The 15,601-nt window shown below is 68.4% G+C and carries 10 protein-coding genes; 3 read left to right on the top strand and 7 right to left on the bottom strand.

Going from position 1 to position 15,601, the window contains the following annotated elements; all coding sequences use genetic code 11:
* Positions 1-6 precede the first annotated feature (6 nt).
* The 3 genes from QE373_RS01980 to QE373_RS01970 are packed head-to-tail and all read right to left on the bottom strand — an operon-like array spanning position 7 to position 2,028.
* A complete protein-coding gene (locus tag QE373_RS01980) occupies positions 7-570 on the bottom strand; it encodes a GIY-YIG nuclease family protein (protein ID WP_309683026.1) in 564 nt (187 codons plus the stop codon).
* Positions 567-1,295, bottom strand: a complete 729-nt coding sequence (locus QE373_RS01975; RefSeq protein WP_309683023.1) for a DNA-formamidopyrimidine glycosylase family protein — start codon at positions 1,293-1,295, stop codon at positions 567-569. The genes QE373_RS01980 and QE373_RS01975 overlap by 4 nt, the downstream gene beginning before the upstream one ends.
* A complete protein-coding gene (locus tag QE373_RS01970) occupies positions 1,288-2,028 on the bottom strand; it encodes a DUF72 domain-containing protein (RefSeq protein ID WP_309683020.1) in 741 nt (246 codons plus the stop codon). The genes QE373_RS01975 and QE373_RS01970 overlap by 8 nt, the downstream gene beginning before the upstream one ends.
* Before the next feature lie 131 nt (positions 2,029-2,159).
* Between QE373_RS01970 and QE373_RS01965 the strand changes: the two genes are divergently transcribed.
* On the top strand, positions 2,160-2,774 hold the full coding sequence (locus QE373_RS01965) for a DNA-3-methyladenine glycosylase (protein WP_123698859.1): 615 nt from the start codon (positions 2,160-2,162) through the stop codon (positions 2,772-2,774).
* A gap of 9 nt (positions 2,775-2,783) precedes the next feature.
* On the opposite strand, the gene QE373_RS01960 is transcribed toward QE373_RS01965, so the two are convergent.
* The 4 genes from QE373_RS01960 to QE373_RS01945 form a co-directional block, all read right to left on the bottom strand.
* Entirely contained in the window at positions 2,784-7,535 is a 4,752-nt protein-coding gene (locus QE373_RS01960) for an ATP-dependent helicase (RefSeq protein ID WP_309683016.1), read from the bottom strand.
* Between the two features lie 222 nt (positions 7,536-7,757).
* Entirely contained in the window at positions 7,758-8,441 is a 684-nt protein-coding gene (locus QE373_RS01955; protein WP_309683013.1) for a type 1 glutamine amidotransferase domain-containing protein, read from the bottom strand.
* 108 nt (positions 8,442-8,549) lie between these two features.
* A complete protein-coding gene (locus QE373_RS01950; RefSeq protein WP_309683010.1) occupies positions 8,550-9,149 on the bottom strand; it encodes a TetR/AcrR family transcriptional regulator in 600 nt (199 codons plus the stop codon).
* Between the two features lie 61 nt (positions 9,150-9,210).
* Positions 9,211-11,565: a transporter substrate-binding domain-containing protein gene (locus QE373_RS01945; RefSeq protein WP_309683009.1), complete on the bottom strand. Its 2,355-nt coding sequence runs from the start codon at positions 11,563-11,565 to the stop codon at positions 9,211-9,213.
* 349 nt (positions 11,566-11,914) lie between these two features.
* Between QE373_RS01945 and QE373_RS01940 the strand changes: the two genes are divergently transcribed.
* Positions 11,915-14,449 carry a TonB-dependent receptor gene (locus QE373_RS01940; RefSeq protein WP_309683001.1) on the top strand — a complete coding sequence of 845 codons (2,535 nt, stop codon included), beginning with the start codon at positions 11,915-11,917 and terminating at the stop codon, positions 14,447-14,449.
* 193 nt (positions 14,450-14,642) lie between these two features.
* The gene (locus tag QE373_RS01935; RefSeq protein ID WP_309682998.1) at positions 14,643-15,581 is read left to right on the top strand and encodes an alpha/beta hydrolase; all 939 of its coding nucleotides are present in this window, start codon (positions 14,643-14,645) and stop codon (positions 15,579-15,581) included.
* The last annotated feature ends 20 nt before the right edge of the window (positions 15,582-15,601 follow it).

The raw sequence follows: 15,601 nt of genomic DNA, 5'->3' as shown, positions 1-15,601 counted from the left end.
GCCTTTCTATCCGTACCAGTGCATCACATGCGCTGGCAGCCAGGGGCGCGGATCGATGTCCAGCGACTGATAGGCATCCAGTGCGTCACGCAGCGCGGTTTCCGCCGCGCGATGCCCAGCGTGATGATTTCCTTCTTCGGGAAGCTGCGCCGCCGACCACGAGAACAACCGGTCGGCGCGCTGCAGCATCGCGGCATGCAGCCAGGGGCGCAGCGGATGCACGTAATAGCCACGCTCGGCCAGTCCAGCCACCGCAGCGGCCAGCGGCTCACTGGCGCCGCGGACCCATTCGGTCTTGCCCCCTGCCCTTTCCTGCACCGTGAGCGGTGCAGGTGACCGGTGCAGCTTCAGCGGCCCGCGCAGCTCCAGCTCCAGATCACGCGCATCACGCTGGCTTTCCGCTTCGACCAACCAGCCGTGATGCAGGTCGAAGAATTCGAACCAGCGCGGGTGCAATGCACTGATGCGGCCCAATGGATCGCGCGAGAAGCCGATCTTGCAGTAGTCCTCCCATGCGCACGGGAACACATAGGCGAACCAATGGCCATCGATCCGCGGCGTCATCGTCATGGCAGGAGCTGGCAGACCGGGCAGAAGAACGCGCGGCGCTGGGTCGTCCCCAGGTACTGCTTGGACACCGGGCCACCACACCGGGGGCAGGTCCGCTTGGTGTGCACCTGCCAGTGCTTCTTCAGTTCGTAGGCCTTCTTCCACGCCAGGAAGTCGAAGCTGTATTCGCGTGCCTGGGCGATCACCTGGCCCAGCCTCCGCGGCGGGATGGTTGCAATGGTGGCAGCCGGATGCACGCGTGTGCGGAACAGCACCTCGTTTTTTATGATGTTGCCCACCCCGGCGAAAATGTCCTGGTCCAGCAGCGCATCGCATATCAGCGCGTCCGGCCGTGCCTTGAGCTTGCGTCGCGCCAGCCTGGGATCCCATGCGGAATTCATCACGTCCGCGCGCCAGTCGTAGGCGTCGTCGAGCGGGCCCTCGATGTACTTCAACGAGCAGGTGTAGAGGTTGAGCTCGCCATTGTCGAAGGTCAACGAGGCGCGCGCCGTCGTCGGCTTCCGCTCGTCGATGCGCCAGGTGCCGAACATCAGCAGATGTGCGCGCAGGCTGAAGCCACGGAACTCCAGCAGGAAATGTTTGCCCCAGCTACGCACCGATACCACGCGTCGGCCCTGCATGCGGGCGAGGTCCAGGCTGCTGTTGCCTGCGGTGATGCGCACCGCGTGGTTGCGGAAATGCGCCGCCGCCTCGCGCAGGATGACGATGGAAGGACCTTCAGGCATGGGCCTGCTCCAGCAGGGCCTGCAGGCGCAGCGCATTGGCCGTGGCGAAGCCGTGCGCGGTGTTGTCGAAGATCACCCAGCACCGCTGCCCCTCGGCGGATACCGTACGCAGCTCTCCCGCCAGCCGGTGCAGGGCCTGCTCTTCATAGTCGCTGTAATACGTCCGCGGGCTGCCATGCCAGCGCCAGTAGCGCCAACGCCCCGCCCCGGCAGGCGCCGCACCCGCATCCACGCGCGGCGGATCCGCTGCGACACGTGCTACGCCATGGCGCTCCATCAGTGCCTGCGCAGCGGCACCGAACCAGGAAAGATGGCGCGGCTCACAGGCCAGCGGCACCACGGTACGCCGGCGCAGCATCGTGAAGAACGTGGCGGCCACGCGCGCATCGAAGGCGAGCGAGGGTGGCAGCTGCAGCAACAGGCCGCCGAGGCGGTTGCCCAGATGGCTGCTTTCCTCAAGGAAGCGGTCCAGCACCGGACCCGTCCCGCGCAGCCGCAGTTCATGCGAGATCGTGCGGGGCATCTTCACCGAGAACCGGAAGTGCGCCGGCACCGCGGCCGCCCAGCGCGCATAGGTTGCCGGCTGGTGCGGGCGATGGAACGAGGAATTGATTTCTGCAACCGACAACCGCGAGGCATACCGCTCCAGCGCACTTCCCTGCGCATCGAACGCTTCGCGGTAGCGGCCCGGTATCGACCAGCCGGCGCATCCCACCCTCACCTCGGTTGCCACTGCCTGTCCTCCATCGCATCTGCTCGCAGCGTCTTCCCGCGGCCGTGAGAAACAAGCGAAGCCTGCATGCGCAGACTGTGCAGAGGCGGCCTTGACCCGGTGCACACTGCGGCCGGCGCAGCCTTGTCGGCATGCTCGATTTTCTTCCCCCGCAGTGGTCGGTCCTGCCGCGCGCGTTCTATCGCCGCCACCCCACGCAGGTGGCACCGGACCTGTTGAACAAAGTGCTGCTGCGCGCGGATGGCCGCGCCGCGCGCATCGTCGAAGTGGAAGCCTATGCGGGAAGCGAAGACCCGGCGGCGCACTCCTACCGGGGCATGACCGCGCGCAACGCCACCATGTTCGGTGAGCCAGGGCATCTGTATGTGTACTTCACGTATGGCATGCACTGGGGCAGCAACGCGGTCTGCGGCGAGGTCGGCGAGGGCGTCGGCGTATTGCTGCGCGCGGCCGAGCCCCTGCTGGGCCTGGACGCGATGCGCCTGGCCCGGCCCAAGGCGAAGCGCGAGCGCGATCTCGCCAGTGGTCCGGGCAAGCTTTCGCAGGCCTTCGGCATCACCGGGGGGATGGATGGCGCCGATCTGGTCGGTGCCGACCGCGGCATCGTGCTGGCCGATGATGGCACCGCGCCGCCAGCCAATCCGGTGGTGGGCCCGCGTATCGGCATCAGCCGGGCGATGGACTTCCCGTGGCGCTGGCACGTGGCCGACCACCTGCATGTTTCGGTCAATCCCCGGCGTCGCTGAGGGGCGGGCTCAGCCCTCCCAGCTCAGCCCGCGCGGTGCATTGCGGAAGCCCGCCGCGCGCAGCGCATCGGTGACCGGGCCACGACCGATCTCCGCGTCGTTGATCCGGTCCAGGGTGAACGACAGGCGCCGGCCGCGCCGCAACGCCGCGGCCAGCGCGTCGGCCGACGCAGCCAGCAGCCCGGCGTGGCCGGGGTCGTCGCCATCGAAGTACAGCAGCAGGGAACGTCCGCCCTGCGCCAGGTACATCCGCAGCGCACCGCCGGCCAGCACCACCAGCGCGCCGGGCCGGCGCACCGGGCGCTGCCGGGCCGCATGCGCCGGCCACGCCAGTACCGTGCCGTAGGCATTGGCAGGATCCACCGCCGACAGGCCGATGGCCGGCGCCGATGCGGCAGGTGAGGTGTCCTCGGCGATGTCGCGCAGCCGGTCGACACTGGATCGCTCGGCGAACTGCGCACCGCCCAGGCCTTCCACGAAACGGCCACGCAGCACCCGCCCGGCATCCTCCATGCCCCGATATACCTGCTGCAGGGCGGGAAAGCCGCCGGCGATGCCTTCGGCCACCGCTGCGCCGCGGGTCACTACGCCGTGGCGATCCAGCAGCGCATCGGCCAGTGCGACCGCACGCACGGTGTCGCTGGCGTGGCCGCGCTGCAGCAGCGACCAGCGTCCGGCCAACGCGGGGGCATCGTAGGTAGCGGGGCCATGCAGCACCGAGCCGACGGCTGGCGCGGTGTCGCCCATCGACATGCCGATGAAGCCACGGCGGCGCCGCGACACGTGGGATGCACGCGCACGCGCTGGCGTGCGGGCCGCAGACAGCGCGCGCAGCGGCGCCCAGATGTCCGTTGTCACGCGGCCCTGCCAGGCGAGCGCCCACAGCGCGGCATGCAACGACTCCGGCGAAAGATCGATGCCTGCCGCGGGACGCTGCGCCGCCTGCAGCCGCGCATGCACGCTCGTCGCCAGCTGCCGTGCGAAGAATCCACCGCCGTCCGCCATCACCGACACGATCATCTCCTGCAGCGGCGACAAGGCGCCTTCGCCGATGACCGGCAGGGTCTGCGCAGAGACATCATGCAGGTGCAGCGACACCAGGCCATCGTCATCGCCCAGCGTGCCATGCCCGCACCACAGCACGCTGCCAGTGGCCAGCAGCTGGTCCAGCAACGCAGGCGCATAATCCCGCATGCGCGCCGGCAGGACCTGGTTTTCCCATGCGGAGATCGGCAGCGGCACGCCGGCAAGTTGTTCCACCACCCGCAGCACGCCTTCGCTGCCTTCCAGCGTGCCGGTCACCTGCGCATGGGCACCCAGCGCGGCATGCCCGGCCGCCGATCCCAGCAACGCGTGGCGTTCCAGCAACAACCGCACGTACGCCGTGCCCGGTACCGGTCGGGTCGCTTCGCGCGCGGCCTGCAGCGAGCGCACGCGCAGCCGGCGGAACACCCCTTCCGCTATCCATTCGTGGCGCGCGACGGGGCTGCCGTGCTCCGCCGTGGTTGCACCGAACTGGCCGCTGAGCAGCTTGCCCTGCTCGGCCAGGCGCGCCAGCGCGTGGTCGGCCACCGCGACACCCAGCCCGAACCGGACGGCCACATCGGCCGTGGTGAACGGACCGCGCGTGCGCGCCAGGCGCCCGACCAGGTCGCCGAGCGGATCCACCGCGGTCTGCAGGAACACCGCGGGAATCCCCGCGGGAAGCGCGATGCCCAGTGCGTCACGCAGCCGGCCGGCATCTTCGATCGCCGCCCAGCGCGTTTCCCCCGCCAGCGTCACTGCGATGAGCCGATGCTCGGCCTGCAGCGCAGCCAGGTGGACGTCCATTTCGCCATCGGCACCGAGCAGGCGCGCGGCAAGCTCGCCGGTCGACAACGGACCCAGTTCGCGCAGCAGGTCGGCAACGCCCTCCTTGCCCGCGGCGCGCCGATCCGGCGCCAGCCGCTGCAGCTCATCCACCACGCGCTCGACGACGCCGGCATCCAGCAGCTCGCCCATGTCCACCTGGCCCAGCAGGTCCGCCAGCAGGCCACTGTCCAACGACAGGATCGAAGCACGACGCTCGGCCAGCGGCACGTCGGTGCCGTACATGAACTCGGCGACGTAGCCGAACAACAGGTTGGCCGCGAACGGCGATGGCACCTGCGTGGTGACCTCGGCGATCTGCACCTGACCGTCCACCAGGCGCTGCATCAGCGCGCCGAGTGCATCCAGGTCGTAGACATCCTGCAGGCACTCGCGCGCGGTTTCGATCAGGATCGGAAACTCCGGATAGGCACTCGCCACGTCCAGCAGCTGGCCCGCGCGCAGGCGCTGCTGCCACAGCGGCGAGCGTCGTCCCGGCGTGCGCCGGGGCAGCAACAACGCGCGCGAAGCACATTCGCGGAAACGTGCAGCGAACAGCGCCGAGCTGCCGACCGCGGCGGTCACCTGGCGCCGCAGCGGCTCGGGGTCGAACAGGAACAGGTCCGCGCCCGGCAGGTGCCCGCTGCTGTCCGGAATCCGCGCCATGATGCCGTCCTCGCTGGACACCACCGAGGGATCGACATGCCAGCGCTCGCGGATCCGCTCGGCGATCGCCAGCGCCCACGGATCATGCACGCGGCGGCCATACGGCGAATGCAGCATCACCCGCCAGTCGCCCAGTTCATCGCGGCAGCGTTCAACCACCAGTTGCCGGTCCGTCGGCAGTACGCCGGTCGCCTGCCGCTGCTCACCGAGCAGGCCGAGCATGTTGGTGATGGCGCGCGTATCCAGGCCGCTGGCCTGCAACCGCGCGGCCAGCGCCTGGGAAATGTCGCCCTGGTCTGCGGCCGCGCCGTCCAGATCGGCCAGGAACGCGCCGATCGCCGCGCCGAGTTCGGCCGGGCGGCCGGCATTTTCGCCGCGCCAGAAGGGCAACCGTGCCGAGCGACCCGGTGCCGGGGTGACGATCACCTGGTCATGGGTGATCTGCTCGACCCGCCACGACGTGGCGCCGAGGGTGATCACATCGTTCACCCGTGACTCGTGGACCATTTCCTCGTCCAGCTCGCCGACCCGGCGCGAGCCGGCGCGCTCGGCGCCTTCGGGCAGCACCACGCTGAACATGCCGCGGTCGGGGATGGTGCCGCCACTGGTCACCGCCAGCTGCCGCGCACCGGGGCGCGCCGTGAGTTGTCCACTGTCGCGGTTCCATACCAGGCGTGGCCGGAATCCGGCGAAATCATCCGACGGGTAGCGCCCGGCCAGCATGTCCAGCACGGCATCGAAGGCGCTGCGTGGCAGCTCGCGATAGGGCGCGGCGCGGCGTACGCAGGCGTACCAGTCTTCCACGTCCAGCGCATCCATCGCCACTGCCGCCACGGTCTGCTGGGCCAGCACGTCCAGCGGGTTGCGCGGTGGATCCAGCGCTTCGATGCGACCGGCCAGCATGCTGTCGACGATCACCGCCGCATCGATCAGGTCACGCCGGGTGCGCGGGTAGACGAAGCCGGTGGAGATGCCCCCCACCTGGTGGCCGGCGCGCCCGACCCGCTGCAGTGCACTGGCCACCGACGGCGGCGCGGCGACCTGGATCACCAGGTCCACCAGCCCCATGTCGATGCCCAGTTCCAGGCTGGAGGTGGCGACCACGCAACGCAGCGCCCCGGACTTCAGCGCCTCTTCGATTTCGCGCCGCTGTTCCTTGCTGACCGAGCCATGGTGCGAGCGCGCCAGCAGCGGCTCGGCACCCGTGGAGCGCCCCGAGGTGCCGCCATTGAACGAGCCGTAGGCCGTCGTGTCGGGCAGGCCCGGCGGCGCGCCACCGGCATCGGTTTCCAGGCGTTCGGCATGCAGCGCGTTGAGCCGTGCGGTCAGTTTCTCGGCCACGCCGCGCGAATTGGCGAACACGATGGTGGAACGCCAGCGCAGCACTTCATCCAGGATGCTGGCTTCGACATGCGGCCAGATCGAGCCCACCCGCGTGGAAGACTCTCCCGCGCCGGGCCCCGACCCGTGCGTCGGCAGGTCGGCCATGTCCTCCACCGGGACCACGATGCGCATCGCCAGGTGGCGCGACGATGGCGGCTGTACCACGCTGACCGCACGGCCGCCGCCAAGGAAGCGCGCCACCTCGTCCACCGGGCGCACCGTGGCCGACAGGCCGATCCGTTGTGCAGGCACCTGCAGCAGGTTCTCCAGCCGCTCCAGGCTGAGGGCCAGGTGGGTGCCGCGCTTGCTGCCGGCCACCGCATGGATTTCATCGATGATCACCGTATGCACGTTGCGCAGCGTGTCGCGCACGTTGGAAGTGAGCATCAGGAACAGCGATTCCGGCGTGGTGATCAGGATGTCCGGTGGCCGCCGCGCCAGCCGCGCGCGTTCGGACGGGGTGGTGTCTCCACTGCGGATCGCCACGGACAGGTCCACGTCCGGATCGCCGCGGCGCGCGCGTTCGGCACGCACGCCCTGCAGCGGCACCTGCAGGTTGCGCTGCACGTCCGCGCCGAGTGCCTTGATCGGCGAGAGGTACAGCACGCGGGTGGCCCCTCGCTGCGCAGGCTCGCCCGCCCGCGCCTGCTGGTCGCGCTCGGTGAACAGCTGGTCGATGGCGTGCAAAAAGGCGGCCAGGGTCTTGCCCGAACCGGTGGGCGCGATGACCAGCGTGTGCTGGCCCCGGCTGATCGCCGCCCACGCCTGCGCCTGCGCCGGCGTTGCGGCCGGGAACGCGCCGCTGAACCACGCGCGCGTGGCGGGGGCGAAGACGGCGGGAAGGGCGTCGAGGGAGCTGGGCATGACCCATTATGCGAGGCACGGCGTGCACGCTGCGGCGGGCACGGTGGGGTTGACCTGGACACGGGGGCCGCGCTGCACCTGGTGCTGCAGCTGCAGCGGGGGAAGCAGCGCTTGCCGGCCGCAGGGTGGGCGTGGCCGCGAAGATCGACAAGGCGCTGCTGCGGAGCATTGCTCCCGCAGCAGCGCCGGCCAAGGACTGAAGCCACGCCCCTGCGAGCTTGCTCAGCCGTGGGCGAGCTGCGTGATCAACACTTCGGCGGCTTCGGTGGAGGAGGCCGGATTCTGCCCGGTGATCAGCAGGCCATCGCGGACCACGTACGACCCCCAGTCCGGTCCCTTGGAGTACTGCCCACCGTTGGCCTTGAGTTCGTCTTCGACCAGGAACGGCACCACCTGGGTCAGGCCCACGCCTTCCTCTTCGGTGTTGGTGAAGCCGGTCACCTGCAGGCCTTCCACCAGCGGACGACCGGTGGCCGCCTTGACGTGGCGCAGCACGCCGGGGGCATGGCAGACCAGGGCGACCGGCTTGCCCGCTTCGATGAACGCTTCGATCAGGCTGATGGAATCATGGTCTTCGGCGAGGTCCCACAGCGGCCCGTGGCCACCGGGATAGAACACGGTGTCGAAATCGGCCTGCGACACGCTGTCCAGGCGCACGGTGCTGGCCAGCTGCGCATTGGCCTCGGCGTCGGCTTCGAAGCGCCGGGTCAGTGCGGTCTGGAAATCGGGCTCGTTGCTCTTCGGGTCCAGCGGTGGCTGCCCGCCCTTCGGCGAGGCCAGCACGATCTCCGCTCCGGCATCCTTGAAGGTGTAATAAGGCGCGGCCAGTTCTTCCAGCCAGAAGCCGGTCTTCTTGCCGGTGTCGCCAAGCTGGTCGTGCGAGGTCAGAACGATGAGGACTTTCATGGGTGCGCTCCTGTGGGGTGCGATACAGCTTGAATTAGACCGGTCGTCTAGGTAATTGCGTGTGAAGCGGGACAACATGCCGTCCCCCGGGTTCAGAGGGCGGCGGGATTAGCGGGAAAGACCCAGCAGCTGACGGCTGGTGAGCAGCGCGGTGTCGAATGGCTGGGGAGTGCGTACGATCTTGACCATGACGCTTGCGCCAAGCCACAGCTGGTACAGGCTTTGAGCCAGTTGCGCGGCATCCTCCTGGTTCGGGAAAACGCCTTCCGCCTGGCCTGCCTTGATCGCATCGGCCATGCCGGCGATGATCGCCGCCGTGCCGCGATCCAGGGCCGCACGCATGCTGGCGGACAGGTCCGCCACCTCGGCGCCCAGCTTCACCGCCAGGCACTTGCCCTGGCAGTCTTCGAAGGACTGGTTGTCCTGCCAGGCGGAGAAATAGTCTTCCATCTGCACGGCCTTGTTCTTGCCGGGCTGGCGGAAGATGCGCTCCATGTCATCCAGGTAGGCGTCGAAATACGCTTCCAGCAATGCCTCGCCGAACGCATCCTTGGAGCCGAAGTAGTGGTAGAAGGAGCCCTTGGGCACGCCGGCGGCGGCCAGCACTTCGTTCAGGCCGACCGCCGAAAAACCCTTGCCGCCCATGATCCGCTGGCCGGTGGCCAGGATCTTGTCGCGGACGTTGGCGGTGGCGGGAACGGTGTTCATGGGGCGACTGTACATCCGATTAGACCAGTCGTCTAGTCCCTGGCGGCAGGCCGTGCCCCGCTCATACCCGGATCGGTGCCGCCCGCGACAGGCTCGCCAGCTGTTCGTCGATCTCGTCCAGCGCCTGGTCGGGATCCATTTCCGGATCGGCTTCCAGCCTGGCGGCCAACGCCGCCAGCGCCGGCCGCCCGACCAGGCCGGCGGCCCCATGCAGGCGGTGCGCGTAAAACGTGAGGCGCCCGATATCGCTGGCATCCACCGCCTCGCGCAGCTTGCGCAGGTCGTCGGCCAGCAGCAGGCGCAGGTCCGGGCCCAGCCGGTCGACGGCGTCCCGCTCGATGGCCTCCAGCGCGGCGGCCTGCCCCGCCTTGTCGGCCGATCCCGCTGTGCCGGCGCGGCCGGTCCACAGCGCCAGCATGCCCTGCAGTTCGGCCAGGCGGATCGGCTTTTTCAGTACGCCGTTCATGCCGGCCTGCTGGCAGCGCGCCAGGTGGGCGGCGTCGGTGGCGGCGGAAATGGCGATGATCGGCAGTTCGGCCACGCCCGGCACCGCCGTCGCGCGGATCATCCGGCTTGCCTGGTAGCCGTCGATGTCCGGCATGAAGCAGTCCAGCAGCACGATGTCCGGCAGGTCCGCGGTGAGCGCTGCCAACGCCTGCGCGGCACTGTCGGCCAACGTCGCCACCGCGCCCAGGCGGCCGAGCTGTTCCTCCAGCACCATGCGGTTGGGCGCATGGTCATCGATCACCAGCACGCGCACGCCCCGCAGCACGCTGCCCGGCATGGCGGCGGCGGGCGGGGCCACCGCATCGGCACGCGCGGCCGGGATCCGCAGCGACACCGTGGTGCCTTCGCCTTCCACGCTGCGCAGGTCGATCTGCCCACCCATCAGCTGCACCAGGTCGTGGCTGATCGACAGCCCCAGGCCGGTGCCGCCGTACTGGCGCGAGATGCTGCCGTCGGCCTGCGTGTAGGGGTCGAACAGTCGGCCCTGCAGTGCCGCGGGAATCCCGCAGCCGGTGTCGGCCACCGCTGCATGCAGCCAGGTTCCGAGCGGTGTTTCCTGCACCTGCAGCGTCAACCGGATACGGCCGTGCTCGGTGAACTTGCGCGCGTTGCCGAGCAGGTTCAGCAGCACCTGGCGCAGCCGGGTCGGGTCGAGCATCAGCCAGGTGTCGTGCGCAGGGACCTCGACCACCAGCGCGATGCCGCGCTTTTCCAGTTCGCCCTGGAACACCGCAGCGACACTGCGCCCCAGCGCGCGTATGTCCACCGGGATCTTTTCCAGCTGCATGCGGCCCTCGTCCAGCTTGGACAGGTCCAGCACGTTGTCCAGCAGGCCGGTCAGCGATTCGGCCGCCTCCTCGGCGGCCCGCACCAGCGCGCGCGGCCGGCCGGCGGGAACGTGGTCGGCCAGCACTTCGATCGCGCCCAGCACGGCGTTGATCGGCGTGCGTATCTCATGGCTCATGGTCGCCAGGAAACGCGCCTTGACCCGTTCGCTTTCGATCGCTGCCGCGCGCGCGCGCCAGGCCCAGCGCGCGACCACGCCCAGCGCCAGCACCAGCACGGCGATCGCCAGCAGCCAGGCCCAGTTGTAGCGCAGCACGGTGGCCACACTGGGCGCACCGTAGTCCTCTTCGCGCAGCCACTGCTGGCGGATCTGCGATTCCTCCCGGGTGCTGACCGATGCCATGGCCTTGCCGATGATCGCCTCCAGCTGCGGCCAATCGCTGCGTACCGCGAACTGCGCCTGCATCACCAGGTCGATGCGCGGACGGGAGATATGCAGCTCATCGACGTGCCGGCGGGCGACGAACGGCTGGAACGTCGCGCTGGTACCCATCGCGGCGTCGGCCCGGCCATCCAGCACCAGCTGCATGGAAGCCTGCGGGGTGTCGGTCGGCACGACGATCAACTGCGGGTAACGTGCCTGCAGGATCCGGGCGTAGTCGCCTGCGGCGCGCGCGGCGACCCGACGCCCGGCCAGCTCCTGCAGGTCCCACACGGCCGGCGAATCCGGGCGCGTGAACACCACGCTGTAGGCCGACAGATAGGGCCGGCCCAGCCGCACCGCCGCGCGGGTGGCCGGAGACAGGCGCTCGTCCATCGCATTGAGCAGCATGTCCGCCTCGCGCGTCTGCAGCGCCCGCTGCGCAGCGGGCCAGTCGGCCGCCTGCACGAACTGGAACTGCAGCCCGGTGCGGGCGCTGATCAGCCGCAGGTAATCCCCCGACAGGCCTTTCAGCTGGCCGTCGCGGACGTATTCCAATGGCGGAAGGGTGGCATCGGAGGTCACCCGGATCACCGGATGCGCCGCGACCCAGGCCTGTTCGGCCGGGTCCAGCAGCACGCTGGCCTGGGTGGCGGCGGCCGCTGGCAGCACCGCGGCCCCGGCCAGCAGGCCGCAGCCCACCCAGACGCATGCCCGAAGGCGCGACCGTCGGTGCGTCGGAAAAAGAGTCCCCATGCGTCAAGGATACGCCGCGACAGGCCCGGTTGCGGCGGGTATGGGGCGTCAGTCAACCGACGATTGCGTCAACGAACCGCCAAAGTCGGCATACATTCGTTGCAGTACGGTTAATCTTCTGTTAATTGTTGTTGCAGCGCAACAGACCTACTGACGCGCAGGGAGAACCAACGGGATGAACCACTAACCGAACGACAACCCAACAACCAGACTGCAAGGTGCATGCATGAACGACCGCATTGGCAAGTGTGTTCACGCTCCGAAAGCCTTTTCGCCATTGGCATCTGCAGTACACGTGGCGCTCGCAACCGCCCTGCTGGTGACCAGCGCGGGGGCGCTGGCACAGGACAGCCCGGCCACGCCCGAAGCGGCCACCAACCTGGACACCGTGTCGGTGCTGGGCAGCCGCACCAAACCACGTACCGTGTCGTCTTCAGCGGTACCGATCGACATCATCAGCGGCGAAGAATTCCGCAACCAGGGCGCCACCGATGCGCTGGACCAGCTGAAGGTGCTGGTGCCTTCCTTCAACGTCAGCACCATTCCGATCGATGACGCCGCCAGCCTGGTGCGCCCGGCCAACCTGCGCGGCCTGCCACCGGACAACACCCTGCTGCTGGTCAATGGCAAACGCTTCCATCGTGCGGCGGTCATCACCTTCCTCGGCCATGGCCTGTCCGACGGTGCGCAGGGTCCGGACCTGTCGGTGTTCCCATCGCTGGCGCTGGAACAGGTGGAGGTACTGCGCGACGGCGCCGCCGCCCAGTACGGTTCGGACGCCATCGCCGGCGTCATCAACTTCGGGCTGAAGAAACTGCGCGAAGGCGGCACTGCCGAAGTGTTCACCGGCAAGTACTACGAAGGCGACGGCCTGACCACGCAGTACTCCGCGCAGATCGGCCTGCCGCTGACCGAACGCGGTTTTGCCACGCTGACCGCCGAATGGCGCAATGCCGATGACACCTCGCGCAGCGTGCAGCGCGACGATGCCGCCGCGGCGATCGCCGCCGGCTACCCTGGCGTTGGCCAGCCGGCGCAGGTGTGGGGCTCGCCGAAGGTCGATGACGATTTCAAGCTGGTCTACAACCTGGGCCTGTCCACCGACAGCGTGGACTTCTACCTGTTCGGCAACCATGCCAAGCGCGACGTGGACGGCGGCTTCTACTTCCGCGATCCCACCGCGCGCTCTGGCGTGTACTCCAACGATGGCGGCGACACGCTGCTGGTCGGCAACCTGACAGGCGCCGGCGCCTGTCCGTCCATCGCGCTGCGTGACGGCGGCGGCAACCTGCTGCCGTATGCCGGCGTCAGTGCAGCGGTCGCCGCGCTGCCGGCGAACTGCTACACCTTCCTGTCCAGCCTGCCGGGCGGCTTCACCCCGCGCTTTGGCGGGTCGCTGGAAGACACCTCGGTGTTTGCCGGGGCCAAGGGCACCTGGGAGGACTGGTACTGGGACGTGAGCGGCTCATGGGGCCGCAACGAGATCGACTTCACCATCTACAACACCGTCAACGCGTCGATGGGCCCGGTGCAGCCGGCCGGCCTGTCCTTCAAGCCGGGCGGCAACACCCAGATCGAAAAGAACCTCAACGTGGATGTCAGCCGCGATATCGCCGTCGCCTTCAGCAGCCAGCCGTTGCGTCTGGCGATGGGCGCGGAATGGCGCGAGGAAAGCTTCACCATCAGCCCCGGTGACGGCCCGTCCACGGCAATCGGCCCGCTCACCGAGCAGGGCTTCGCGCTGGGCTCCAACGGCTTCAACGGTTTCAGCGCGCGCACCGCCGGCACGTTCGACCGGCGCAACTGGGCCGCCTACGCCGACCTGGAAGCACAGCTCACCGAACGCTTCCTGCTGGCCGGCGCGCTGCGCTACGAAGACTACGATTCGTTCGGCAGCACCACCACCGGCAAGCTCACCGGCCGCTTCGACTTCACTGACACCTTCGCCGTGCGCGGTGCCTACAACACCGGCTTCCGCGCCCCCACGCCCGGCCAGGCCAACATCAGCCAGATCAGCACCGTGTTCGGTGGAACGGCGCTGGAAGACATCGCCACCCTGCCGCCGACCGATCCGATCGCCCAGCTCAAGGGCGCCCAGCCACTGACCCCGGAAGAGTCCAAGAACGTATCGCTGGGTGCGGTGTGGACCCAGGGCGACTGGCTGTTCACCGTGGACGGCTACCAGATCAAGGTGGAAGACCGCATCGCGCTGAGCACCAGCTTCGCGGTGACCCCGGCCGAGCGGGCCGCGCTGATGGCCGGCGGCAACCCGGAAGCGGCGTCGATCTCGCAGGTGACCTATTTCGGCAACGCCTTCGACACAACCACCACCGGCGTGGACGTGGTCACCAGCTACCGCAGCGATCATTTCGGTGGCACCACCACCTATGCGCTGGCGGCCAACTGGAACCGCACCGAAGTGGATCGCTACGACACCGACTTCATCGATGCCGCGCGCGTGTACAAGCTGGAAAAGTCGCTGCCGCGCACCAAGGGCTATTTCAGCGTCAACCACCAGCGGCAGGTCTTCCACGCCAACCTGCGCTTCAACTACTACAGCAGCTGGTACGAAGACCACCTGGACAGCGGGGTGATCTCCGCCGCTGACGGCGGCCTGCCGATCCACGCCGGCAGCGCGTTGATCGTGGATGCCGAAGTGGGCTGGAAGTTCGTGTCCGGGCTGTACTTCAGCGTGGGCGCGCAGAACCTGTTCGACCGGGTGCCGTCGAAGAACCCGTGGGCCGGCGTGGCTGGCGCGGAATACCCGGTGCATTCGCCGTATGGCTTCAACGGCGGCTTCTACTACGCCCGCCTGGGTTGGAAGTTCTGATCTGAGTGCACAGTGGGACAGGCGGCGGCGCACATCCAAGCGCCGCCGGCGGGCAACGTGGAGGCGCGGCAGAAGCAATACGGACGATGAATCAACTTTATTAGACTATATGTGATTTATCGTCCACGACGCCGCTGCACACTTCCTCTCACGGAACGCATCGCGCCGACCGCCCCTCCCTACAGGCCTCTCCATGAAAACCCTGACCCGAGTTCTCGCTGCTTCCCTCCTTGCCGTAGCCGTCCAGGCCACGGCGCATGCCGCCAGCCCGATTCCCGAACCGGTCGCCGTAACGCGCAGCCCCAGCTACCTGACCACCCCGGACGGCGTACAGCTCTATTACAAGGACTGGGGCCCGAAGAATGGCCCGGTGGTGGTCTTCAGCCATGGCTGGCCGCTCAACTCGGACAGCTGGGACGCCCAGATGCAGTTCCTGGCGTCCAAGGGCTATCGTGTTGTCGCGCATGATCGCCGCGGCCACGGTCGTTCGAGCCAGCCGTGGACCGGCAATGACATGGACCACTACGCCGACGACCTGGCCACGGTGATCAATACGTTGGATCTGAAGGACGCTACCCTGGTTGGCTTTTCGACCGGTGGTGGAGAAGTGGCGCGCTACATCGGCCGCCATGGCACCGCGCGGGTGGCCAAGGCCGTGCTGATCAGCTCGGTGCCGCCTTTCATGTTGAAGACGGCCGACAATCCGAAGGGCGTCCCGGTGGCGGTATTCGATGGCATGCGCGCCGCGCAGCTTGCGAACCGGTCCGAGCTGTACCGGGACATCGCCTCTGGACCCTTCTACGGTTTCAATCGTCCGGGTGCGAAGGTTTCCCAGGGCATGATCGACAGCTGGTGGGCGCAGGGCATGCAGGCCGGCGCCAAGAACACCTATGACTCCATCGCTGCGTTTTCAGCCACCGACTTCCGCGAGGACCTGAAGAAATTCGATGTCCCGACCCTGGTCATCCATGGTGATGATGACCAGATCGTGCCCATCGACATCTCCGGCCGGGCGTCGGCAGCGCTGGTCAAGGGCGCCAGGCTGATCGTCTACCCGGGTGCACCGCACGGCCTGACCGAGACCCACAAGGACCGCGTCAACGCGGATCTGCTGGCGTTCATCAGCCACTGATCCTGTAGCAGGACACGGCC

Source organism: Stenotrophomonas sp. SORGH_AS_0321 (assembly GCF_031453215.1).
GTDB classification, from domain to species: domain Bacteria; phylum Pseudomonadota; class Gammaproteobacteria; order Xanthomonadales; family Xanthomonadaceae; genus Stenotrophomonas; species Stenotrophomonas chelatiphaga.
This window is presented reverse-complemented; position numbering and strand designations above follow the sequence as displayed.